The 23,308-nt window shown below is 65.8% G+C and carries 23 protein-coding genes; 14 read left to right on the top strand and 9 right to left on the bottom strand.

Annotation, left to right across the window (positions count from 1 at the left end; all coding sequences use genetic code 11):
- Positions 1–46: 46 nt before the first annotated feature.
- Positions 47–1,249 (bottom strand): formate-dependent phosphoribosylglycinamide formyltransferase, encoded by a 1,203-nt coding sequence (gene purT / locus OIN59_RS04435; RefSeq protein WP_274107493.1) that lies wholly within the window; start codon positions 1,247–1,249, stop codon positions 47–49.
- Between the two features lie 95 nt (positions 1,250–1,344).
- Here purT and OIN59_RS04430 point away from each other — a divergent pair, with 95 nt between their 5' ends.
- From OIN59_RS04430 to OIN59_RS04405, 6 genes are all read left to right on the top strand, one after another.
- Positions 1,345–2,991, top strand: coding sequence for a sigma-54 interaction domain-containing protein (locus OIN59_RS04430; RefSeq protein WP_274107491.1), 1,647 nt, complete (start codon positions 1,345–1,347; stop codon positions 2,989–2,991).
- A gap of 235 nt (positions 2,992–3,226) precedes the next feature.
- Positions 3,227–4,147 carry a sulfurtransferase gene (locus OIN59_RS04425; RefSeq protein ID WP_274107489.1) on the top strand — a complete coding sequence of 307 codons (921 nt, stop codon included), beginning with the start codon at positions 3,227–3,229 and terminating at the stop codon, positions 4,145–4,147.
- An 87-nt stretch (positions 4,148–4,234) separates the two neighbouring features.
- A complete protein-coding gene (locus OIN59_RS04420) occupies positions 4,235–4,804 on the top strand; it encodes an OsmC family protein (RefSeq protein ID WP_008905298.1) in 570 nt (189 codons plus the stop codon).
- 44 nt (positions 4,805–4,848) lie between these two features.
- Positions 4,849–6,006: an acyl-CoA dehydrogenase family protein gene (locus OIN59_RS04415; RefSeq protein ID WP_274107483.1), complete on the top strand. Its 1,158-nt coding sequence runs from the start codon at positions 4,849–4,851 to the stop codon at positions 6,004–6,006.
- Positions 6,003–7,328, top strand: coding sequence for an FAD-dependent oxidoreductase (locus tag OIN59_RS04410; protein ID WP_274107481.1), 1,326 nt, complete (start codon positions 6,003–6,005; stop codon positions 7,326–7,328). Before OIN59_RS04415 ends, OIN59_RS04410 begins: the two co-directional genes overlap by 4 nt.
- 144 nt (positions 7,329–7,472) lie before the next feature.
- Positions 7,473–8,051, top strand: a complete 579-nt coding sequence (locus OIN59_RS04405) for a DUF3455 domain-containing protein (RefSeq protein ID WP_274107479.1) — start codon at positions 7,473–7,475, stop codon at positions 8,049–8,051.
- A gap of 214 nt (positions 8,052–8,265) precedes the next feature.
- On the opposite strand, the gene cynS is transcribed toward OIN59_RS04405, so the two are convergent.
- The 6 genes from cynS to OIN59_RS04375 form a co-directional block, all read right to left on the bottom strand.
- A complete protein-coding gene (cynS, locus tag OIN59_RS04400) occupies positions 8,266–8,709 on the bottom strand; it encodes a cyanase (RefSeq protein ID WP_274107477.1) in 444 nt (147 codons plus the stop codon).
- A gap of 111 nt (positions 8,710–8,820) precedes the next feature.
- The gene (locus tag OIN59_RS04395) at positions 8,821–9,705 is read right to left on the bottom strand and encodes an ABC transporter ATP-binding protein (protein ID WP_274107475.1); all 885 of its coding nucleotides are present in this window, start codon (positions 9,703–9,705) and stop codon (positions 8,821–8,823) included.
- Positions 9,695–10,564 carry a nitrate ABC transporter permease gene (gene ntrB, locus OIN59_RS04390; protein ID WP_274107473.1) on the bottom strand — a complete coding sequence of 290 codons (870 nt, stop codon included), beginning with the start codon at positions 10,562–10,564 and terminating at the stop codon, positions 9,695–9,697. The genes OIN59_RS04395 and ntrB overlap by 11 nt, the downstream gene beginning before the upstream one ends.
- A 1-nt stretch (position 10,565) precedes the next feature.
- The gene (locus OIN59_RS04385) at positions 10,566–11,972 is read right to left on the bottom strand and encodes a CmpA/NrtA family ABC transporter substrate-binding protein (protein ID WP_274107471.1); all 1,407 of its coding nucleotides are present in this window, start codon (positions 11,970–11,972) and stop codon (positions 10,566–10,568) included.
- A gap of 146 nt (positions 11,973–12,118) precedes the next feature.
- The gene (locus OIN59_RS04380; RefSeq protein WP_274107469.1) at positions 12,119–12,814 is read right to left on the bottom strand and encodes a response regulator; all 696 of its coding nucleotides are present in this window, start codon (positions 12,812–12,814) and stop codon (positions 12,119–12,121) included.
- Entirely contained in the window at positions 12,811–14,019 is a 1,209-nt protein-coding gene (locus OIN59_RS04375; RefSeq protein ID WP_274107467.1) for a sensor histidine kinase, read from the bottom strand. Before OIN59_RS04375 ends, OIN59_RS04380 begins: the two co-directional genes overlap by 4 nt.
- Before the next feature lie 90 nt (positions 14,020–14,109).
- Between OIN59_RS04375 and OIN59_RS04370 the strand changes: the two genes are divergently transcribed.
- Genes OIN59_RS04370 through OIN59_RS04360 form a run of 3 tightly spaced genes read left to right on the top strand, consistent with a single transcriptional unit; the run spans position 14,110 to position 16,813 of the window.
- On the top strand, positions 14,110–14,961 hold the full coding sequence (locus tag OIN59_RS04370) for an ABC transporter permease (RefSeq protein WP_274107465.1): 852 nt from the start codon (positions 14,110–14,112) through the stop codon (positions 14,959–14,961).
- Complete coding sequence (locus OIN59_RS04365) at positions 14,958–15,464, top strand: hypothetical protein (RefSeq protein ID WP_274107463.1); 507 nt, start codon at positions 14,958–14,960, stop codon at positions 15,462–15,464. The genes OIN59_RS04370 and OIN59_RS04365 overlap by 4 nt, the downstream gene beginning before the upstream one ends.
- A complete protein-coding gene (locus tag OIN59_RS04360; RefSeq protein WP_274107461.1) occupies positions 15,461–16,813 on the top strand; it encodes a GAF domain-containing protein in 1,353 nt (450 codons plus the stop codon). The genes OIN59_RS04365 and OIN59_RS04360 overlap by 4 nt, the downstream gene beginning before the upstream one ends.
- Before the next feature lie 166 nt (positions 16,814–16,979).
- Here OIN59_RS04360 and OIN59_RS04355 read toward each other — a convergent pair whose 3' ends face one another.
- Both OIN59_RS04355 and OIN59_RS04350 read right to left on the bottom strand, forming a co-directional pair.
- A complete protein-coding gene (locus OIN59_RS04355; protein WP_274107459.1) occupies positions 16,980–17,717 on the bottom strand; it encodes a hemerythrin domain-containing protein in 738 nt (245 codons plus the stop codon).
- Between the two features lie 188 nt (positions 17,718–17,905).
- Entirely contained in the window at positions 17,906–19,495 is a 1,590-nt protein-coding gene (locus tag OIN59_RS04350) for a GMC family oxidoreductase (protein WP_274107457.1), read from the bottom strand.
- 246 nt (positions 19,496–19,741) lie between these two features.
- On the opposite strand from OIN59_RS04350, the gene OIN59_RS04345 reads away from it, so the two are divergent.
- The 5 genes from OIN59_RS04345 (at position 19,742) to OIN59_RS04325 (ending at position 23,211) form a co-directional block, all read left to right on the top strand.
- The gene (locus OIN59_RS04345) at positions 19,742–20,590 is read left to right on the top strand and encodes a 3-hydroxybutyryl-CoA dehydrogenase (protein ID WP_274107455.1); all 849 of its coding nucleotides are present in this window, start codon (positions 19,742–19,744) and stop codon (positions 20,588–20,590) included.
- 203 nt (positions 20,591–20,793) lie between these two features.
- Positions 20,794–21,612, top strand: coding sequence for a crotonase/enoyl-CoA hydratase family protein (locus tag OIN59_RS04340; RefSeq protein ID WP_274107453.1), 819 nt, complete (start codon positions 20,794–20,796; stop codon positions 21,610–21,612).
- Positions 21,613–21,867: 255 nt separating this feature from the next.
- Positions 21,868–22,332: a MarR family winged helix-turn-helix transcriptional regulator gene (locus OIN59_RS04335; RefSeq protein ID WP_274107451.1), complete on the top strand. Its 465-nt coding sequence runs from the start codon at positions 21,868–21,870 to the stop codon at positions 22,330–22,332.
- A 72-nt stretch (positions 22,333–22,404) separates the two neighbouring features.
- Entirely contained in the window at positions 22,405–22,821 is a 417-nt protein-coding gene (locus OIN59_RS04330) for an organic hydroperoxide resistance protein (RefSeq protein ID WP_274107449.1), read from the top strand.
- Positions 22,822–22,824: 3 nt separating this feature from the next.
- Positions 22,825–23,211, top strand: a complete 387-nt coding sequence (locus tag OIN59_RS04325) for a DUF1304 domain-containing protein (RefSeq protein WP_274107447.1) — start codon at positions 22,825–22,827, stop codon at positions 23,209–23,211.
- Positions 23,212–23,308: the final 97 nt, after the last annotated feature.

Genomic DNA, 23,308 nt, shown 5'->3' with positions numbered 1-23,308 from the left:
CTTATCAAATAAGCGCCAGAGGCCAATTTTCTTTAAATCTGCAGCATCACGCCTCGCGCGGTTTAACCTTGCTGGCCGCGAGCTTGGCATTGGAGCGCGCCGTGTCCACATCGGCCGCACGCGCCAGCGCCACGCCCATGCGGCGCTTCACAAAGCTCTCGGGTTTGCCGAAGAGGCGCAGGTCGGTGTCCGGCACGCGCAGGGCCTCTTCCACACCGTCGAACACGATGCCTTGGGCTTCCACGCCGCCGTAGATCACGGCGCTGGCACCGGGGTTGCGCAGGCTGGTGTCCACCGGCAGGCCCAGGATGGCGCGGGCGTGCAGCTCGAACTCGCTCTGGTGCTGGGTGCACAGGGTCACGAGGCCGGTGTCGTGCGGGCGGGGGCTGACCTCGCTGAACCACACGTCTTGCCCCTTCACAAACAGTTCCACACCAAACAAGCCCTGGCCGCCCAGGTTGTCCGTCACGGCCTTGGCGATCTGGCGCGACTTGTCGAGCGCGGCGGGGTGCATGGGGTGGGGTTGCCAGCTTTCCACGTAGTCGCCGCTCACCTGCACATGGCCGATGGGGTCGCAGAAGCTGGTGGTGATCTGGCCGTCGGCTCCGACCGAGCGCACGGTGAGCTGGGTGATTTCGTAGTCAAAGTCGATGAAGCCCTCGACGATCACGCGGCCGTGGCTCACGCGGCCACCGGCCATGGCGTAGTCCCAGGCCTTCTTGACGTCGGCCGGGCCGTCGATCTTGCTTTGGCCCTTGCCGGAGCTGCTCATCACGGGCTTGACGATGCAGGGGTAGCCGATGCCTGCATCAATCGCGGCCTGCAGCTCGTCCAGCGAGTTGCAAAACTTGTAGGGGCTGGTGGGCAGGCCCAGCGTTTCGGCGGCCAACACGCGGATGCCTTCGCGGTCCATGGTCAGGCGGGCGGCGCGGGCGGTGGGGATCACGCGCACGGTGCCAGCGGCTTCCAGCTCTTCGAGCATGGGGGTGGCGATGGCTTCGATCTCGGGCACCACCAGGTGGGGGCGCTCGGACTCGATCAGCGCCTTAAGCTGGGCCGGGTCGCTCATGGTGATGGTGCGCGCGTGGTGGGCCACCTGCTGGCCGGGCGCGTTCTCGTAACGGTCCACCGCGATGGTTTCCACGCCCAGGCGCTGCAGGGCGATCAGCACTTCCTTGCCCAGCTCGCCCGAGCCCAGCAGCATGACTTTGGTGGCATGGGGGGACAGGGGGGTTCCGAGGGTGGTCATGGTGGCGGGCTTTCTAGAAAAGAGAAATATCGGGATAAGGCAGAACGCTGGCGACTTTAATGCACCTGGGCGCAGAACTTGCAATCGCTCTTGGCATGCCCTCACCGCCCCCGCCTTCCCCCTCCAGCACGGCCCGCCCGCACAGCCCCACCGACTGGCACGCCCAGGAGCTGCTGCTGATGCGCGAGGTGATGCGCCTCATCGGCCGCAGCCTGGCGCCCGGCCTGGTGCTGCGCGAGATGCTGCACCTGATGAGCGAGCTGCTGGGCCTGAACCGGGGGCGCATCGTGCTGGTGGACGACGCTCCCTCATCCCCAGCCGGTGCGCCACGCACCGCCTCCATCCAGCATGCGTACGGACTCACCCAGGCCGAGGTGCAGCGCGGGCGGTACGCCTGGGGAGAAGGCATCACAGGCCGCGTGCTGGCGACGGGGCAGCCTGCCATCGTGCAGGACATCGATGCCGAACCGCTGTTTCTGGCACGCGCGGTGGAGCGCAGCCAGCTGCCGCCCGAGACGGTGGCCTTCATCGCCCTGCCCATCGAGGTCAACAACGCTCCCATCGGCGTGCTGGCCTGCCACCGCATCCGCAGCCGCCAGCGCCACCTGAACGACGACCTGGCCGTGCTGCGTGTGCTGGCCACCCTGGTGGGGCAACTGCTGCAGCTGGAAGCCCTGGTGGCTGAGCAGACGCGGCAACTCCAGGCACGCAACGCCGTGCTGGCCAATGCGCTCAACACCAAAAGCGCGCGCTACGGGCTCATTGGCAGCTCGCCACCGCTGCTGCAGGCCTTGAGCGAGCTGGAGCGCGTGTCGCAAACCCAGGCCACCGTGCTGCTGCTGGGCCAATCGGGCACGGGCAAGGAGCTGTTCGCACGCGCCGTGCACCTGGCCAGCGGGCGGCGCGACCGGCCCTTCATCAAGGTCAACTGCTCGGCCATTCCGGACGCGCTGTTCGAATCCGAACTGTTTGGCTACGAGAAAGGCGCATTCACCGGCGCCAGCACTGCCCGCGCGGGCTGGTTCGAGCAGGCCGACAGCGGCACCATCTTTCTCGACGAAATCGGCGAGTTGCCGCTGGCCATGCAGTCCAAGCTGCTGCGCACGCTGCAAGAGGGCACGCTGGTGCGGCTGGGCGGGCAGCGCGAGGTCAAGGTCAACGTGCGCCTGGTGGCGGCCACCAACCGCGACCTGGCGCAGGAGGTGGAGCTTGGCCACTTTCGGCAGGACCTGTACTACCGCCTGAACGTCATCCCTATCCGCCTGCCCTCGCTGGCCGAGCGGCGCGAGGACATCCGCGCGCTGGCGCTGCACTTTGTGAGCCGTGCCAACCAGGCACACCAGCGCAACGTGAACCTGTCGCCCGACGCGCTGGCGCGGCTGGAAGAACACCCCTGGCCCGGCAACATCCGCGAGCTGGGCAATGTGATCGAGCGGCTGGTGCTGCTGGCCAACGACACGCTGGTGGCGCGGGCGGAGCTGGACCGGTTTCTACCTGCTGCGTCCGTGCCTTTGCCTTCGCCTCCCGCACCACCGCTCCCTGCTGCCATCGGGGCAGCAACACGGCCTGCCACTGCCCCGGCGCCGCTGGTGCGTGACTACGCGCCCGCCCAGTCGCACAGCGTGTTGGTGCTGCAGGCAGCACTGGCCGAGCACCACGGCAACCAGTCGCGCGCCGCGCAAAGCCTGGGGCTGACGTTGCGGCAGTTCAGCTACCGGCTGCGCAAGGCGGGGTTGAAGTGACACCAGACACTGTGTCGACAATTTGTAGACACAGTGTCTGGCGCGGTCTGCTCCATGCAGGCCACCCACACATGGTCGCACGCCACTCACTACCAAATTGATAGCTAACAGCGCATATTCCACTTGCGCTACTGGCCATTTCTATTCAAATCCAACCAATACAAAGCGCTCTGGCACACCTGTTGCGATAAGGGAGGCAGGCATCCCGCCCACCACCGCATCGAAAGGTTTCCCCATGAGCACCGTGACCGCCTCTGCCTCCGACGCCGTCCTCATCTCGCCCACCCAACTGCAAGCCCTGCAAGCCCTGCAAGCCGCAGAGCCTGTGGTGCTGATCGACACCCGCGACGCTGACACCTATGCCCTAGGGCACATCCCCGGCGCGGTGAACCTGCGCGAGACCTTCACCTATCTCGCCACCTCCACGCCCCAAGGCCTGCAGGAGCTGAAAGACACCTTTGCCGCGCACCTGGGCGCCATCGGCCTGTCGGGCGCGGAGACGGCCGTGTTCTATGAGGATGCGCTCAACAGCGGCTACGGCCAATCCTGCCGGGGCTACTACCTGCTGACCTGGCTGGGCTATCCCAGGGTCAAGGTGCTCAATGGCGGCTACTCGGCCTGGAAGGCCGCCGAGCTGCCCATCTCCACCGAAGCCGTGGTGCCCACGCCCGCCATCTTCCCCACCCAATTAACCACCACCGATGTGATGCTGACCAAAGAGGACGTGATCGAGGCCCTGGGCACCGACACCGTGCTGCTGGACGTGCGCGACGTGGACGAGTGGATTGGCGACAGCTCCAGCCCGTACGGCAAAGACTTTGCGCCGCGCAAGGGCCGCCTGCCGGGTGCCAAGTGGCTGGAGTGGTACCGCTTCATGAAGCCCTCGCCCCAAGGCCCCGTCTTCAAGTCGCCCGACGAAGTGCGCGCCGAATGCGCCACGGCGGGTATCAGCCCTGCGGACACGGTGTACCTGTATTGCTTCAAGGGCGCACGCGCGTCCAACACCTTCCTGGCGCTCAAGCAGGCGGGCTTTGCCGATGTGCGCATGTACTTCGGCTCGTGGAACGAATGGTCGCGCGACGACAAGTTGCCGATCGAAAGCGGGCTGCCGCTGGTCAAGTTCCCCAAAAAGCCTGCGCTGGCACTGGCGGCCTGAGCCCCGTGCGTTGTTGCAGCGGGCGTGGCCCGCTGCGAACCCTGTCCTTCTTTTTTTGCATTCCCTTCTCTTTCTCCAAGGAACACCATGTCCACCGATCTGCTGGAACCCTCTGCCCCCGTCACCACCGTGCACACGCACCTGCGCCCCATCGACCGCGACGGGCTGATGGCCTTTGCCGACAAGGGCCGCAACAACCCCGCCAGCCGGGGCACCAACAAGGTCCACACGGTGATGGAGGGGCAGTACCGCTCGCTGAGCTATGTGGGCAACCATGCGCCGGTGGTGGTGGACGAGCCCCTGCACCTGTTCGGTCAGGACACGGCGCCTGCGCCCGGCGAGATCGTGCTGTCGGGCCTGGGCGGCTGCCTGGCCGTGGGCATCACGGCCGTGGCCACCTGGAAGCAGGTCAAGCTCAGCAAGATCGAGGTCTTCATGGAAGGCGACATCGGTAACCCCGCCGCCTGGGGTGCGGGTGGCGCATTGCAGAAGACGCCGCCGGAGATGGGCTTTCAGGCGATCCGCGTGAAGGTGCTGGTGGAGGGCGATGCACCGCGCGAGGTACTGGACGAGATCGTGCAGCACGCCAACTTCTACTCGCCGGTGGCGAACAGCATGCGCAACCCCATTCCTTTCGAGATCAGCCTGGCGGACTAAAAGCCCACCGCTATCGACCCCGCCCCGCGCACCCAAGGAGCCCCATGAACCCCGCCGACCTCCCTCCCCAACTCCACCTGGACGGCGCCCTGCGGGGCGATGCGCTGCTGGCCGCCGTGCGCGAGATTGCCCAGGGCCCGCTGGCCGCGCAGGTGGAGGCGATTGACCGCACCGGCTACTACCCCTGCGCGGAGCTGCAGCAGCTGGCCGCCGTGGGCGCGATGAGTGCACACCTGGACAGCACCGCCGGCCCGGCCGACTACGGCCTGGCCATCCGCGCCATGGCTGAGGCCTCGCGCGTGTGCGGCGCCACCGGCTTCATGATGTGGTGCCAGGCGGTGTGTGGGCTGTACCTGCAGCAGTCGGGCAACCCCACGCTGATGGGCGATGTGCTGCAGCGCCACGCCAGCGGCGCAGGCATGGGCGGCACGGCGCTGTCCAACCCCATGAAGAGCTATGCGCAGATCGAAAGCCTGCTGCTCAAGGCCACGCCGGTGGAGGGCGGCTACCTCGTCAACGGCACCCTGCCCTGGGTGAGCAACCTGGGGCCCGACCACTACTGCGGCGCGATTGCGGCGGTGGTGGAGGCCGACGGTGCGGCCAGCCAGCGCGAGGTGATGTTCCTGCTGCGCTGCGACGCACCGGGCGTGGAGATGCGCGAATGCCCCAGCTTCTCCGCCATGGAGGGCACGGGCACCTATGCGCTGCGGCTCAAGGACCATTTCATCGGCACGGCCGACACCATGGCCGACCCTACCCGGCCTTTCATCGCCCGCATCCGCGCTGCGTTTGTGATGCTGCAATGTGGCATGGCGGTGGGCATCACCCAGGGCGCCATCGACTCGATGTGGGCGGTGGAGGCTCAACTGGGCCATGTCAACCAGTTCCTGGAAGACCGGCCCGACGCGCTGCAGGCCGAGCTGGATGCACTGACCGCACGCGTCATGCAACTGGCCCAGACCCCGTTCGACACAAGCACTGATTTCTTCATTGACGTGCTGGACGCCCGTGCCCACGGCGCGGAGCTGTGCCTGCGCGCCGCCCAGTCCGCCCTGATGCACCAGGGTGCGCGCGGCTACCTGATGAGCTCGGACGTGCAGCGGCGCGTGCGCGAGTCGCACTTTGTGGCCATCGTCACGCCCGCCATCAAGCACCTGCGCAAGGAGATCGCCCGGCTCAGCACCGAGGAGATGCCTGCATGACGTCTGCCATCACCACCGCCACGACCACGCCGCCGGTGTCCGGGTTTGCGTTGAGCGTCACCTCGCAGGCGCTGTGCGATGCGTTTACCGACGCGGCGGCCCAGGCGCCCTGGCAGAGCTACATCTGCAACGCTTGTGGCTACATCTACCACGAGGCCGACGGCGACCCCGACGGCGGCCTGCCGCCCGGCACGCGGCTGGCGGACATTCCCGACGACTGGGCGTGCCCGCTGTGCGGCGTGACCAAGGCCGATTTTTCGCTGTACGAAGCCCCCACGCTCGAGGCATTGCGGGCGCAGGCCAGCGCAGCGCCAGCCGCCTCCATCCGCGTGCGTGGCGAGCCGGGCGTGGTCATCGTCGGCGCAGGCCGCGCAGGCTGGCAACTGGCCGAAACCCTGCGCCAGCACAGCGCCACGCTGCCCATCACCCTGGTGACGGCCTGCGCGGGCGACCGGTACGACAAGCCTTTGCTGTCGGTGGCCATGGCGCGCCAGCTGGCCCCATCGGCCCTGGTGTCCGAAACCGGCAACGCGGCAGCACAGCGCCTGGGCGTCACCTTGCTGGCCCACACCCACGCCGTGCGCATCTGCGCCGACACGCGCCAGCTGCGCACCACCCGGGGCACGCTGCGCTATGGCCACCTGGTACTGGCCCACGGTGCGCAGGCTGCCTTGCCGCCGGGCTTGCCCGCCAGCCTGTGCTGGCGCATCAACCACCTGGACGCCTACCAGCGCCTGCGCCAGCACCTGAGCGACCAACCCAAGGACGTACTCATCATCGGCGCGGGTCTGATCGGCAGTGAGCTGGCCAACGACCTGGCGCTGGGCGGGCACCGCATCACACTGCTGGACACGGCCGCCGAACCGCTGGCGCGCTGGCACGACCAGCAGGCGGGGCCGCAGCTGCTCGACGCCTGGAAAGATCTGTCCATCCGCTTTGCGGGCGGTCTGCAGGTGCAACAGGTAGAGCGCGTGGGGTCACGCTACCGCGTCACCACCACCAGCGGGCAACGTTTTGCGGCCGACGAAGTGGTGGTGGCCGCGGGCCTGTTGCCACCCCTCCGCCTGGCACAGAGTGCAGGGCTCGATTGGGCCCACGGCATTGCGGTGAGTGCAGACACGCTGCAGACCAGCGTGCCCGGCATCCATGCGCTGGGCGACTGCATCAGCATCGACGGGCAATGCAGCCGGTACATCGAACCGATTGCCCGGCAGGCGCGCACCCTGGCGGCTGCCGTACTGGGCCAGAAGGCCAGCCCCTACGAGCACCGGGCTGCGGTGGTGCGGGTGAAGACCACCACCCGGCCGCTGACGCTTCATTGACAAAGGGGGTTCAGCGCCCCAAGCCGGGTCGCGAAAAATTTTTGCACCCGGCTGAATCCAACCGGCGTTTTGGTGAGTAGTCATAGATAGCAGCAACGCAAGTGGCTGCTGCCTTTTCAACCCATCGACACAGAGAGAAACGCCATGACCACCACCCCGTCCACCATCCACCGCCTGATCCCCTTGACCGGCGCGGTTGCCGCCGCTGTGTTGCTGACCGCCTGCGGCTCGATGATGTCGCCGCCCTCCCAATCCATGTATTCGCAAGACAGCCTGCCCGACGCCATCAAGGTGCCTGCAGGCAACAAGGTCGCCATGGAAACCGTGGGCGTGGGCGAGATCACCTACGAATGCCGCGACAAGACCAACATGCCCGGCCAGACCGAATGGGTGTTTGTGGGCCCCAAGGCCGCGCTGAACGACCGCAGCGGCAAGCCCGTGGGCACGTATTACGGACCACCCGCCACCTGGGAATCCAACGATGGCTCCAAGCTGACCGCCACACAGCTCGCCGTGGCGCCCTCGGGCACGGGCAACCTGCCCTACCAGTTGGTCAAGGCCAACCCCGCCATGGGCACGGGCGCCCTGACGGGCGTCACCTTCATCCAACGCGTGGCTTTGAAGGGCGGCGTAGCCCCTGCGGCCGCCTGCACCATGGCCAACAAGGGCGAGCGCCAGATCGTGAAGTACCAGGCCGACTACATCTTCTGGAAGGCGGCGTAGGCCTCATGCCCGACCGGCCCCAGCAGACGTGCGTGTTGCCGGTAAACCTTGCATTCGAACGGCGGGACTGTGCGAGACGCGTGGCCGACGCACCCGCACAGCCCATGTCAGCGACCGCCGCGCAAGGGCCGTCCCGCCGCGCTGGCGGTGTCCCCCTTCCCAAATTGCGCAGCAATTTGAGAGAAAGGGGGAAGGCGCAAAGCGCCTCAGGGGGTTAATACTGCTTATAGGGCAGGAACTTGCCGGACAGGACCACATTCACGCGGTCGCCATTGGGATTGGCTTCGCGCTGGATGTCCATGCTGAAGTCGATGGCGCTCATGATGCCATCGCCAAACTCCTCGTGGATCAGCTCCTTGATGGTGGTTCCGTACACGCTCACCACCTCGTACCAGCGGTAGATCAGCGGGTCGGTGGGCACGGGCGTGGGCAGCGAGCCCTTGTAAGGCACCACTTGCAGCCACTTCTGCTCCTCGGCCGTGAGGCCGAAGATCTTGCTCAGCACCTTGGCCTGTTCGGCTGTGGCGGTCATCTGGCCCAGGCACAGGGCCGTGGTCCATTCCTTAGACTGGCCGACCTTCTTGGCAATGGCCTCCCATTGCAGGCCCTTGGCGACCTTGGTGCTGATGATCTTTTCGGTAACGTCGTTGCGGTTCATGGTGATGGCTCCTTCGGTTGGATGGGTTTTGGAACAGGGAACAGAAACTTCAGGGTGCAGCACTCCCTGCCCCCCAAGGGGCAACACGACAGTGCTGGGCTATTCAGGAAATCAGTGGGCTTTGGCTCGGGTGACGAGAAAGTCCACGATGTGGTTGCGCAGCGCGTAGTAGCCGTCCAGGTGGTGCAGGCTAGTGCGCGTGCGTTCGCGCGGCAGCGGGTTCACCACCACCTCGGCGATGCCGCCGGGGCGATAGCCGTCGGCTGTCTCATTGCCGTTGCTCATGAGCAGGATGCGGTCGGCCAGCAGGATGGCTTCGTCCACGTCGTGGGTGATCATGAACACCGTCTGCTGCGTCTGGCGCACGATGGCCATCAACTCGTCCTGGATGGTGCCGCGCGTGAGCGCATCGAGCGCGCCGAAGGGCTCATCCAGCAGCAACATCTTGGGCTGGATGGAGAACGCGCGCGCAATGCCCACGCGCTGTTTCATGCCGCCTGAGAGTTGCGAAGGCTTTTTGTCGATGGCAGGGCTCAGGCCCACCAGCGCCACGAACTTCTCCACATGCGCATCGACCTGGGCCTTCTTCCAGTCGGGCCAGCGCGACTTCACGGCAAACGCGATGTTCTGGCGCACCGTGAGCCACGGCATGAGCGCGTGGCTCTGGAACACCACGCCCCGGTCCAGACTGGGGCCAGCCACTTCGCGCCCGTCCATGATGACGGTGCCCGAGGTGGCGGTGTCCAGCCCCGCCAGCACGTTGAGGATGGTGGTCTTGCCGCAGCCCGAGTGGCCGATGATGCAGACGAACTCGCCCTTGTCGAGCGTGAACGACACATCAGCAAACACGGGCTTGGCGAGCACAAAGGCTTTGCTCAGCCGGTCGATCTGGAGGAAGCCTTGGGTCACGGCAGAGGCCTTTCGTTGCGGGGCGTCAGTGGCATCAGTGGCAAGAGGGGCTGGAACAGCCGGGCGCTGGGCGACATCACTCCACATAGGTCACCACCTTCTGCAGCTGGCCGAAGACCAGGTCGAGCAACATGCCCACCACGCCAATCACCAGGATGGCAAAGATCACGTTGGTGAGCGACAGGTTGTTCCACTCGTTCCACACGAAGTAGCCAATCCCCGTGCCGCCCACCAGCATCTCGGCAGCCACGATCACCAGCCACGCGATGCCCATGCTGATGCGCATGCCCGTGAGGATGGTGGGCGCTGCGGCGGGCAAGATCACCAGGAAGGCCTTGCGCAGCGGGTTGACCTGCAGCGTGGCCGATACGTTGAGCCACTCGCGCTTGACCGACGCCACACCAAACGCCGTGTTGACCAGCATGGGCCAGACCGAGCAGATGAATATGACGAAGATGCCCGAGATCGACGAGTCCTTGATGGTGTAGAGCGCGAGCGGCATCCACGCCAGCGGGCTGATGGGCTTGAGCACCTGAATGAACGGGTCGAACGCACGGCGCAGCAGCGGCGACATGCCGATGATGAAGCCCAGCGGTATCGCCACCAGGCAGGCCAGGCCGAAGCCCAGCGCCACACGGCCCAGCGAATGCGCCAGCTGGATGGCGATGCCCTTGTCGTTGGGGCCGTTGTCATAAAACGGGTTGGACACGTGCCCCCACACGGTACGGCCCATCTCTGCCAGTGAGGGGAAGCCGCTGCCCTTGGCGCTGGCGCCCGGGTCCTTGCCCATCATCTTGGCGTACTCGATCTGCTCCGCCGTCATGCCCGCCGTGCTGGTGGCCGCACCAGACGACGCCGTGGCGATGTACCAGATGCCCAGCAGGGCCAGGAAGATGAGCACGGACAACAGGCCCGCGCGCAGGTTGAGGTTCTTGGTCGTGCCCATATCACGCGACTTTCCGAATGGGGAAGCTCTTGGCGTACTCGCTCGCCTTGGCAGCATCGAATTCGCGCCCCATGATCTTGAACTTGGGGTACGCGCCCTCGGGCACCTTCTGGTCCAGTGCCTTCATCTGCTTTTTCGCATCGGTGATGAGGAACACCTTTTCGGCGATCTGCTTGTAGTCCACATCGCCCTTGATGTAGCCCCAGCGCTGCATCTGCGTGAGCATCCACACAGCCATGCTCTGCCACGGCATGGGATCAAAGTCCGCGCGGTCGGGCACATTCTGGATCTTGCCCAGGCCGTCGGCAAACTTGCCGGTGAGCACCTGGTTGAGCACCGCCTCGGGCTGGTTCAGGTAGGCCTGGGGTGCGATCACTTTGGCGATCAGTTCGCGGTTCTTGGGGTCGCGCGCCATCGCAGCCGAGGTGAGCACGGCGCGGTACAGCGCGGCGAAGGTGTTGGGGTTCTTCTGGATGAACTCGGTGCTGGTGCCAAAGGCGCAGCAGGGGTGGCCGTTCCACAGGTCCTTGGTCAGCAGGTGGATGAAGCCGACCTCCTCGAACACGGCGCGCTGGTTGAACGGATCGGGGCCGAGAAAGCCGTCGATATTGCCCGCGCGCAGGTTGGCCACCATCTCGGCCGGTGGCACCACGCGCAGTTGCACGTCAGTGTCGGGGTTCAGCCCCGCCTCGGCCAGGTAGTAGCGCAGCAGGAAGTTGTGCATGCTGTACTCGAAGGGAATCGCGAACTTGAAGCCCTTCCAGTTCTTGGGGTCGCGGTTGTCCTTGTGCTTCAGGGCGAGCGTGATGGCCTGGCCGTTCACGTTCTGAATGGTGGCCACGTTCATGGGCGTGGCGTTCGAGCCCAGGCCCATCGAGATCGCCAGCGGCATGGGCGACAGGAAGTGTGTGGCGTCGTACTCCTTGTTGATCATCTTGTCGCGGATCAGCGCCCAGCCCGCCGTCTTGGTCACCTCCACGTTCAGGCCCTGCTTGCTGTAGAAGCCCAGCGGGTGCGCCATGATCAGCGGCGTGGCGCAGGTGATCGGGATGAAGCCGATCTTGAGATTGGTCTTCTCTAGCGCGCCTTGTTTCTCTTGCGCCATGGCCTGCATGCTGGCCACGGGCAGCACGCTGGCAATGGCTGCCATGGCCGTGCCCTTGCCCACCGCCTTGATGAAGCGGCGGCGCACCGCGTCTTGCGGAAACAGCGCCTTGACCAGCGTGGCCTCGATGAACTCGTTGCTGTAGAGCTCGAACTCACGGGTCTCGCTGCGCTGGCGCAGAGTGGCTGCGGCGGCATCGGCCGACACCTCGGCGTGGTGGTCGGCCACCGTGTGGTCGCGGCCACAGCTGCATTTCAGCATCAACGGGCGGTCGGCATCGTAGGGCGAGAAGAATTCGGACATGGCACACCTCGAAGAAGTTGGTGCTAGGCATTACGCAAAGCGCGGGCCAGTTTTTGCCGGTGTCGGCCCGCTGTCATGAATTCGCGGGTGTTGTGTCTACAACGTGTAGGGGCAGCACTACAAATCAGGCGAGCAACACCCTCAAATCACTCTGCAGGCGTTCCGCGCGCCAGCAGCGCCAGCTCCACATCGTTGCGCGCGCCGGTCTTTTCGAGGATGCGAGCGCGGTAGGTGCTCACCGTGTTGGGAGCGAGCTTGAGCTGCGCACCAATTTCGCTCACGCTCTGCCCGGCGGTGAGCAGGCGAAATACCTGGTGCTCCCGATAGGAGAGCGCGTCCACCCCAGCGGGCGTTCCCTGCTGGGCAGTGCGCACCACCCCGGTGCGCTCCACAGCCCCCGCCAGCGCCAATGCCGTGGCTTCGGTCAGATAGCGCCCGCCCGCAGCCACCTTGCGCACGGCGGCCACCATGTCGTCGGGGTCGGCGCTTTTGTGCAGGTAGCCCGCCGCGCCCATCTGGATGCAGCGCACCGCGTATTGCCGCTCGGGGTAGGTGCTGAGCATCAGCACCGGCAGCGCAGGCCATGCCTTGCGCAGCGCCTGCAGCACTTCGAGGCCATCCATGCCCGGCATGGCGATGTCCAGCAGCACCAGGTCCAGCCCCGGTGTTCCCGGGGGGCCTTGCAGGGCAGCGACCAGCTCCAGCACCTCGCTGCCCTGCGTGGCCTCGGCCACCACGGTGATCTCGGGCATGCCATTGGCCGGATCGCCCAGCACCTGCTTGAGCCCCTCCCGCACGATGCGGTGGTCATCACCGATCAATACCCGAACCACGGAATTCATGACAGCTCCAGAGGAATCAGCAATTGCAGGCACGAGCCCTGCCCCGGCTCGCTGGTGATGCTCAACCGGCCCCCAAGCTGCCGCGCCCGCTCGCGCATGCCCATCACGCCATAGGCGGTGGGCGCCTCCAGGGCCTGGCGCGTGGCGCCCACGCCGTTGTCGCGCACACGCAGTTGCAGCATCTCGTCGTGCACATCGATGGCAATGTCGATGGCGCTGGCCTGCGCGTGGCGGCCCACATTGCTCAGCATCTCCTGGAAGATGCGGAACACGGCGATGGCCGCAGGCTCTGGCAGGTGCAGGGTGGCGGGCACCTCCATCTGCCACGCAAGCTCCAGCTCGGCCGACTGCACGAACTCCTGTGCCTGCCACTCCAGCGCCGCCCACAGACCCTGGTGGTCCAGGATGCTGGGGCGCAGGTCGGTGATGATGCGGCCCACGTTGTCTACCGCGTTTTCGATCAGGCGGCTCATGTTCTGGCATTTGCAGCGCATCTGGGTGCGCATGTCGCCCGCGGCCTCGGGCGTGCGCTCGCCCTGCTCGCCCAGGCGCTTGTGCAGCCAGTTCACATCCATCTTCAGCGCCACCAGCAGGCTACCCAGCTCGTCGTGCACTTCGCGGGCGATGCGCGTGCGCTCGTCCTCGCGCACCTGCTCTGAATAGGCCGACAGCTCCCGCAGCTGCGCCAGCGCCTGCGACAGCTCGTGCGTGCGGGCGGCCACGCGGCGCTCCAGCTCGTCATTGGCGCGGGCCAGTTCATCGTGCGCGCGCTGCAGCTCATCGGCGGCACGCTTGCGGCTGGTGATGTCGACAAAAGCAATCACGGCGCCCTGCACCTGGTCGCCTTCCAGGATGGGGTGGCTCGAATACTCCACGGCAAACGCCGAACCATCGCGGCGCCAGAACACCTCGGTGTCTACCCGGCAGGGCAGGCCCTGGCGGAACGCGTTGAAGATGGGGCAGTCACTGTCGGCATAGGGGCTGCCGTCGGGGTGGCTGTGGTGGGTGAGCGCGTGCATGTTGCGCCCCATCACCTCCTCGGCTGCAAAACCCAGCATCTGCGCGCCCGCCCGGTTGATAAACACGCAGTTGCCCGCCAGGTCGATGCCGAACACCCCCTCGCCCGTGGACTCCAGCAGCAACCCCAGGCGGTTCTGCCAGAGGGCACTGGCACCGGCAGGCAGGTTCAGGACATGGGTGGGCATAGGGGCACCCAAGCAATGGCCGTGCCCAGGTGACGGTCAACTGCGCATCAAGGGCTGTGCGCCCGCCCGCCAACATCGCACAATAAGCGGATGCAAACCGTTACCCCGCCCTCCGTGGCCGCCGTGGCCCCGCCGCCGCCGTCGGTATGGCGCCTTCCCAGCCTGTCCGTGCGTTGGTGGCCCGTGTTCATGCGCAACCTGCTGGTCTGGCGCAAGCTGGCCATCCCCAGCCTGGTGGGCAACATTGCCGAGCCGCTGATGTGGCTGGTGGCCTTTGGCTACGGCATGGGGGCCCTGGTGGGGCAGGTGAATGTGGGCGGCGCGGCGGGCGATACCAGGGTGCCCTACATCCTGTTCCTGGCCAGCGGGTCCATCTGCATGAGCGCCATGAACGCAGCGAGCTTTGAGGCGCTGTACTCCGCCTTCTCGCGCATGCATGTGCAAAAGACCTGGGACGGCATCATGAATGCCCCCATCAGCCTGGACGATGTGGTGCTGGCCGAAATGCTGTGGGCGGCGTTCAAGGCCCTCTTCACCGTCACCGCCATCCTGGGCGTGATGCTGGCGCTAGGCATCAGCCACAGTCCCAAGCTGCTGGTGGCTTGGCCGGTGCTGCTGTTTGTGGGGGTGATGTTCTCCAGCATCGCACTCATCTTCAATGCGCTGGCCAAGGGGTATGACTTCTTCACCTACTACTTCACGCTGGTGCTCACGCCCATGATGTTTCTCTCGGGGGTGTTCTTTCCACGCGAGCAACTGCCGCCCATCGTGCGCGCCATCTCCGACTGGCTGCCGTTGACCAACGCCGTCGAGCTGGTGCGACCGCTGTTCATGGACCAGTGGCCCGCCCACCCATGGCGCCATGGCCTGGTGCTGGTGGTGACCACGGCGGTGGCGTTCTGGGTGGCGCTGGCGCTGACCCGCAAGCGCTTCAAGGCATGACCGTGGTGCTGGACCCAGACCACATCGCCATGGTGGCCAAGGGCGTGTCGGCCATCGTCGCGTCGCGCGACGCAGACCTGCGCCCGAGCATCATGCGGGCCGTGGGCAGCCACATCAGCGCCGATGGGCAAGAAGTCACCGTGTACCTGCGGCGCAGCCAGTCCGGGCAGTTGCTGCAAGACATTGCGCACACCGGAGAGATTGCCGTGGTGTTCAGCGTGCCGTCCACCCACCAGACGCTGCAGGTCAAGGCCCGCCGGGCCACGCAGCGCCCTGCCACTGATGGCGACCTGCCGGTGTTGCAGGCCTACCTGCAGTCCATGGTGCAGGAGGTGGGCCGGGTCGGCTATGGCCCGCAGTATGTGGGCGCCATGCTGGCGGCGCCGCTGCAGGATGTGGTGGCGGTGACCTTCACCCCCACCAGCGCGTTCGACCAGACGCCGGGGCCACGCGCAGGCGCGGAGTTGTGTGCACCACCCACGCCAACCGTTTCACTGCCATGAGCACTGCAGCGCCTTCCCTGCACAGTATCCGCCCCTGCCTGGAGGGCGCAATTCCCGCCATCATGGCCACCTGCGACCCTGACGGCACACCCAACGTGGCCTACATCTCGCAGGTGGTCTATGTGGATGCAGCGCGTGTGGCGCTGTCGTTCCAGTTCTTCAACAAGACCCGCCAGAACATCCTGCGCAACCCACGTGCGTCGGTGCTGGTGCTAGACCCGCTCACCGCCCATTTCTACCGGCTGCACCTGCTGTACGAACACACCGAGGACAGCGGCCCGGTGTTCGAGAGCATGCGCGCGCAGTTGGCGGGCATTGCGTCGCATGCGGGCATGGCCGAGGTGTTTGAACTCAAGGGGGCCGACATCTACGCCGTGGAGCACATCGAATCGGTGGCGGGTGAAGGCCTGCCGGCACCGGCACCACGCTCCGGGCTGCTGCACACGCTGCGCTTGTGCAGCGAAGGCATCGCGCGCTGCTCGGGGCTGGACGAATTGCTGCAAGGCGCGCTGCAGGGCCTGCAGGACAAGCTGGGCATCCAGCACGCCATGGTGCTGATGCTGGACGCCAGCGCCCAGCAGCTCTACACGGTGGCCAGCTGCGGCTATGCCACGTCGGGCGTGGGTTCAGAAATCCGGCTGGGACAGGGCGTGATCGGTATGGCTGCGCGCGAGCGCACGCCGGTGCGCATCAGCCACATGACGCACGCTGCGCTGTACAGCCATGCCATCCGCGAGAGCATGGACGCGCATGCCGCACCGGATGCGCCCCCGCTGCGCGGGCTGGACATCCCCTACCCCGGCCTGCCTGAGCCCCACAGCCAGGTGGCGGTGCCCCTGCTGTCGGCCGGGCGCCTGCTGGGCGTGCTGTTTGCCGAGAGCCCCGAGGACATGCGCTTTGGCTTCGAGGATGAAGACCTGCTGGTGGCCATTGCAGGCCAGCTGGCCGCCGCCATCGACCTGCTGCAGGCGGCGCCCGATGTGACCGAGCCCCTGCCCGCCCCCACGGCGGCACCACCGGTGAGCGGCAGCGCGCTGCGGGTGCGCCACTTTGCGGCCAACGACAGCGTGTTCATCAACGACGACTACCTGATCAAGGGCGTGGCGGGCGCCATCGTGTGGAAGCTGCTGCGCGACCACCAGCACACCGGGCGCGTGGACTTCACCAACCGCGAACTGCGGCTGGACCCCGCCCTGCGCCTACCCGATGTGGCCGACAACCTGGAGGCCCGCCTGCTTTTGTTGCACCGCCGCCTGCAGGAGAACTGCCCACACATCCACATCGAAAAGACGGGGCGCGGGCGCTTTCGGCTGTGCGTGCTGCGCCCCGTGGTGCTGGAAGACGCCTGACGCCTCAGAAGGTGTGAATGAATCCGGCGTGCCCGAGCAGGCCGTCAAAACGCGCCCGATCGAGACACAAAGCGCAGCCATAGCTCGGGCTATGGCGAGCATTTGTAACGACGAACGGGTGTGTTTTGGCGGGATGAGCGGGCATGGCGGGTTCGTTCACACCTTCTTATTGCACCAGGCCTGGCACCACCGGCAGGCCCAGGCTGCGCATGAGCTTGGTCCACTCGGGCTGCGTGAGGTGCGGCTGCACTTGCGCCAGCACCGCTGCCAGCACAGGGGCAGGCGCATGTTGCTTCATGTCCGACAGCATGGCCGTGCGCTCTGCGGGTGACATGTAGGGCACCATCCAGCGGGCCACCACCATCATTTCGTGCGGCGGGATCGAGGCCACCAGCGCGTCGTGCACGCCCGCCAGTTCCGCGTCGGTGTAGCACTGCCAGAGCACGCGGTTGTGCGCGGTCTCTTCCTCGTGCATGTGCTCGAAGTTGTGTGCCACGAACAAGGCCAGCTGGCGGTACAGGGCCAAGGTGGCGGCCGGGCGTGCGGGCTTGGCGCAGGCCATCAGGTGGTTCACGCCGTCTGCCAAGGCCGTGATGGCCTGTTCGTGCTCGACATGTTCGCCCGCAATGGACTGGCTGGAGCCAGGCTGGCGCGCCTCCATGGCGGCGTGCACAAACTGGTTCTCGTGGTGCAGGTGCGCGCGGCACAGGTCCAGCAGCTGCATCACACGGTCGCAGGTCTGGGCAAACTCCAGGTCTTCCTCTACATCCATGCGGCCGAGGCCCAGCAGCGTGTCGGCCATGAAGGCGCGCAGTGCCTTGTGGATGCTGGCGTACATGTCCATGCGGGGGGCTGTGGGTTGGGCTTGGGTCAATACGGCAATTTCGCGGGCATCAATCTTCATCACGTTCTTTCGTGGCCTCGGTGGGCTCTTTCAGCGCCTTTTTGATAGCGCCGGGCCGGGTGCACCATGCACCCGTTTCCATGCCAAGAAGTCTAGAAACGCGCCACGTTTTTGCCTGTTAAAAACTCCTTAAACAGACCCTTCAAAAACCTTAAAAATCACGTTCTGCGCGCTAAACGTGAAATCGTTCACGCGGCTGTGCGCAGCAAGTCCACCGCTTTTTCCGCAATCATCACCGTGGGCGCGTTGGTGTTGCCGCTCACGATGCGCGGCATGATCGATGCGTCCACCACGCGCAGGCCCGACAGGCCGTGCACACGCAGCTGGGCGTCCACCACATCCAGAGGCCCAGGGCCCATACGGCAACTGCCCACGGGGTGGTAGATGGTGTCGGCGTACTGGCGAATGAACTGCTCGATCTCGGCATCCGTGCGCGCGTTGGCCGAGACTGCCAGCTCTTTGGCGCCGAACTTCGCCAGCGCGGGCTGCGCCAGAATCTCGCGCGTGCGCTGAAAGCCACGCACCATGCGAGCCATGTCGTCCGGGTCCGAGAGGAAGTTCGGATCTACCAGCGGCAGGGCCATCGGGTCACGGCTTGCCAGCGTGACCGCCCCCCGGCTCTTGGGCTGCAGCAGGCACACGTGGGCCGAGTAGCCGTGGCCAAACACGGTCTTGCGCCCGTGGTCCACCAGCTTGCCAATCACAAAGTGCAGTTGCAGGTCGGGCGCGGGCTCGGACGGGTCGCTCTTGATGAAGCCCCCCGCCTCGGCGAAGTTGGTGGTCAACATGCCGGTGCGGTGCTTGCGCCATTCGGCCATGCCGCGCAGTGTCTGCGCCATGCCCGAAAGCGACAAGCCGAACAGGTCCTTGAGTTCGGGCGCATCCAGCACCTGCACCACATCAGGGTGATCGTGCAGATGCGCGCCCACCCCCGGCAGGTCGTGCAGCACCGGGATGCCGTGTTGCTGCAGCTGCGAACCCGGCCCCACGCCCGACAACATCAGCAGCTGCGGCGACAGCAGCGCGCCCGCGCTCAGCAGCACCTCGCGGCGGGCCTTCACCTGATGCAGCGTGCCGCCTTGGCGGTATTCCACGCCTACGGCACGCTTGCCGTCGAACAGGATGCGCGTGGCATGCGCACCGGTGATGACCTGCAGGTTGGGTCGCGCAAGATGTGGCGTGAGGTAGCCCTTGGCAGCGCTGTGCCGCTCGCCGTTCTTGTGCGTGACCTGGTAAGGGCCTACACCCTCTTGGGTGGCGCCATTGAAGTCGGCGTTGTACGGATGCCCGGCTTGCACACCCGCGTCAGTGAAGTATTGGCTGAAGCGATTGGGCGAGCGCAGGTCCGCCACGTTGAAGGGGCCCCCCTGGCCGTGCCAGGCATCGGCGCCGCGCTCGTTGTGCTCGGCACGCAGAAAGTAGGGTTTCACATCCTCCCAACCCCAGCCCGGGTTGCCCTGCGCGGCCCAGTGGTCATAGTCGGTATGTTGGCCCCGGATGTAGACCATGGCGTTGATCGAGCTGGAGCCCCCCAGCACCTTGCCGCGTGGCTGGTAGCCGCACCGATGGTTGAGCGCAGCCTGCGGTGTGGTGTTGAAGCCCCAGCCGTTCAGCTCGAACTTGGCCATCACGGCCAGCCCTGCGGGGCAGTGGATGAGCACGCTTTTGTCTGCGGGCCCCGCCTCCAGCAGGCAGACGCGCACTGCGGGGTCTTCGGACAGGCGGCCAGCCAGTACGGAGCCTGCAGAGCCGCCACCAATGACGATGTAGTCGAACATGTTGTCCTGTCTCCTCCGCCATGCTGTGTGGCGGGTTGGTTATGTCGAGTAAAGAGAGCGGCTCACACAACTGAGCCAGGCGGTTCTGGCCCGGCGCAATGCCGCAGGTCGTACGGGTCGTAAGACAGGGCGCAGCAATGGCGCCCGAAGAGTCTTGTGAGCCGCGCTGGGCCACGATAACCGAACGGTCGTGCGATTCGCTTTACCATCTTGCCCATTCGTTTCACTTTGAAGAGGGCTCTCTATATGACGATTCAGACCGTAGGCATCATCGGCGCAGGCACCATGGGCAACGGCATTGCGCAGGCGTGCGCGGTGTCGGGCATCAACGTGGTGATGGTCGATATCTCGGATGCTGCAGTGCAAAAAGGCCTGGCCACCGTGGCTGGCAGCCTGGACCGCCTGATCAAGAAGGAAAAGATCAGCGCCGCCGACAAGGACGCCGCCTTGGCGCGCATCAAGACCTCCACCAGCTACGACGACCTGAAGGCCGCGCAGCTCGTGATCGAGGCCGCCACCGAAAACTACGAACTCAAGCTCAAGATCTTGAAGCAGGTGGATGCGCTGGTGGCACCCGAGGTGCTGATCGCATCGAACACCTCGTCCATCTCCATCACCAAGCTGGCCGCCGCCACCAGCCGCGCCGACCGCTTTATCGGCATGCACTTCTTCAACCCCGTGCCCATGATGGCGCTGGTGGAGATCATCCGCGGCCTGCAGACCAGCGACGCCACACACGACGCCGTGAAGGCCCTGGCCGAGGCGCTGGGCAAGAGCCCCATCACCGTGAAGAACGCGCCCGGCTTTGTGGTCAACCGCATCCTGGTGCCCATGATCAACGAGGCCTTCTTCGTGCTGGCCGAAGGCCTGGCCACACCCGAGGACATCGACGCCGGCATGAAGCTGGGCTGCAACCAGCCCATTGGCCCGCTGGCACTGGCCGACATGATCGGCCTGGATGTGTGCCTGGCCGTGATGGACGTGTACCTGACCGAGTTTGGCGACAGCAAGTACCGCCCCTGCCCGCTGCTGAAAGAAATGGTGGCCGCAGGCCGCCTGGGCCGCAAGACGGGCCAGGGCGTGTATAGCTATTGACCCCCCTGAGGCGCTTCGCGCCTTCCCCCCGAGGGGACGCCCCCAGCGCGGCGGGGCGGCCCTTGCGCGGGGGCACTGGCAGGGCGCTGCGTCGGTGGTTGAGGCCGCCGACGCATGGAAGACCTGCGCGCATGTGCTGTCCCGCTTGAGACGGAGTGCACGACTGAATACGTTTTCAATCATGGGCAAGGAGACACAACACCATGCCCACCTTCACGTCCAACACGCCCCCGCCCGAGGGCTGCATTGACACCCTGGTGCTCGGCCACGTGCTGCTGATCGGCATCAACCGCCCGGCCAAGCGCAACGGCTGGACGCCCCCCATGTTCCGCCAGTTGGCCGAGGCCTACACCCGCCTTGATGACGACCCCGACCTGCGCGCGGGCGTGCTGCACGCCATGGGTGACCATTTCACGGCCGGGCTGGACCTGCCTGCAGTGAGTGCCTACATGCAGCGCGGCGAGAAGGCCGTCCCCGAAGGCCTGGTGGAGCCACATGACTACGGCCTGCCTGGCTACCGCCGCCGCACCAAGCCGATGGTGGTAGCGGTGAAGGGCATTTGCTTTACCGTGGGCATCGAACTGATGCTGGGTGCCGACATCGTGGTGGCGGCCGACAACTGCCGCTTTTCGCAGATGGAGGTACAGCGCGGCATCATGGCCACCGGCGGCGCCACGCTGCGCATGGCCGAGCGCGCGGGCACGGGCAATGCGCTGCTGCACCTGCTGACGGCCGACGAGTTCGGCAGCGCCGAGGCGTACCGGCTGAACTTTGTGCAAAAAGTGGTGCCTGCGGGCCAGGAACTGGACGAAGCCCTGGCCATTGCCCAGCGCATTGCCGCCCAGGCGCCGCGCGCGGTGGTCGCCACGCGCCTGAATGTGCTCAAGGCCATCGAGCAGGGCCAGGCGGCGGCGGTGGCGGACTTCATCCCGGTGCAGAAAGCGCTGGCCAACAGCGAGGACGCGGCCGAAGGCGTGCGCGCGTTTGTCGAGCGCCGGCCCGCACAGTTCAGCGGGCGGTGAGGACGTGGCAGTCATTGCCACCGCATTTTGAGCAAAAACAGCCGCTAGCGCATGCCCCATATGCGCCAGCAGCTCATATATCTATAGCAAACCTACCAAGCAGCAGGAGCGGCGTCCTTCCGAGCACGCTTGCGCTGCGCCCCCGTGTAGCACCGATGGCGCAGCACTGCCCGCCCATCGCTCCAATCCCACGCATTAACAAAGTTTTTCACAATTCAATTGCACACAATTTAATTTACATCCACAATTCACCCCATGCCCAGCCACAGCACGCCCCACACCCCCAGCCCCGCCGCCCTGCGGCTGGACAACCAGGTCTGCTTCGCGCTGTATTCCGCATCGCTGGCGATGACCAAGCTGTACAAGCCGCTGCTCGACCGCATCGGCCTGACCTACCCGCAGTACCTCGTGATGCTGGTGTTGTGGGAGCAGGACGGCGTCACGGTGTCCGAGCTGGGCGAGCGCCTGTTCCTCGACTCCGGCACGCTCACGCCGCTGCTCAAGCGCCTGGAGGTGCAGGGCCACATTGCCCGGCTGCGCGATGTGCAGGACGAGCGCCGTGTGCGCATCACCCTCACCGCTGAGGGCCGCACACTGCGCACCCAGGCCGAGGCCATCCCGCAATGTGTGCTGCAAAGCAGCCAGTGCTCGATAGCCGAACTGACGGCCCTGACCACCGAACTCAAGCAGCTGCGGGACCGGCTCAGCCAGCAACGCTGACGGCCTGCAGACAACACAAAAACCGATTCCCTCCACCGCCCGCCAGTGGGCAACAACCGCAAGGAAGACACCATGACCACACTCGAAAAAGTCCTGTACACCGCCAAGTCGCACGTGACCGGTGGCCGCGATGGCGCCGCCAAGACCGATGACGGCCGCCTGGAAGTCAAGCTGTCCTCGCCCGGCACCTCCGGCACCGGCACCAACCCCGAGCAGCTGTTTGCCTCCGGCTACGCAGCCTGCTTTATCGGCGCCATGAAGGCTGTGGGCGGCAAGATCGGCATCCCCGTGCCACAAGACGTGTCCATCGACGCCGAAGTGGACCTGGGGCCCATCCCGAACGCCTACGGCATCGCCGCGCGCCTGAACATCAGCCTGCCCGGCCTGGACAAGGAAACGGCGCAGAAGCTGGTGGACGCAGCCCACCAGGTCTGCCCCTACTCCAACGCCACGCGCGGCAACATCGACGTGACCATCACGCTGGTGTAAGCCATGGGCCGCCAGTTGCTTCCCCGCATCGCGGTGGCCCTGGTGGCCATCGAGCATGCGTACATCCTCGTGCTCGAAATGTTCTTTTGGAACAAGCCGCTGGGGATGAAGACGTTCAACCTGACCCAGGAGTTTGCGGACGCCACCACCACGCTGGCGGCCAACCAGGGGCTGTACAACGGTTTTCTGGCGGCCGGCCTGTTCTGGGGGCTGTTCACAGGCAACCGGGTGTTCAAGATCTTCTTCCTGACCTGCGTGATCGTGGCCGGGGTGTTTGGTGCCGCCACCGCTGCGCCCAAGATCTTCTTCAGCCAGGCGCTGCCCGCGATCATTGCGCTGGGCCTGGTGCTGGCGCTGGACAAAAAGCCCGCCGCACAGCGCAGCCTCTGAACTATCAAAACCATAGCTGCCAGCGCTTTACCCACAAGCGCTGGCAGCTATTTTGCTTTGAATGCGTGCGGATGCTGCTGCCTGCAAGCTGGCATTC

The organism is Acidovorax benzenivorans (assembly GCF_028680575.1).
Classification (GTDB): domain Bacteria; phylum Pseudomonadota; class Gammaproteobacteria; order Burkholderiales; family Burkholderiaceae_C; genus Acidovorax; species Acidovorax benzenivorans.
The sequence above is the reverse complement of the archived record's forward strand: the minus strand, read 5'-3'. Positions and strand labels throughout refer to the sequence as shown.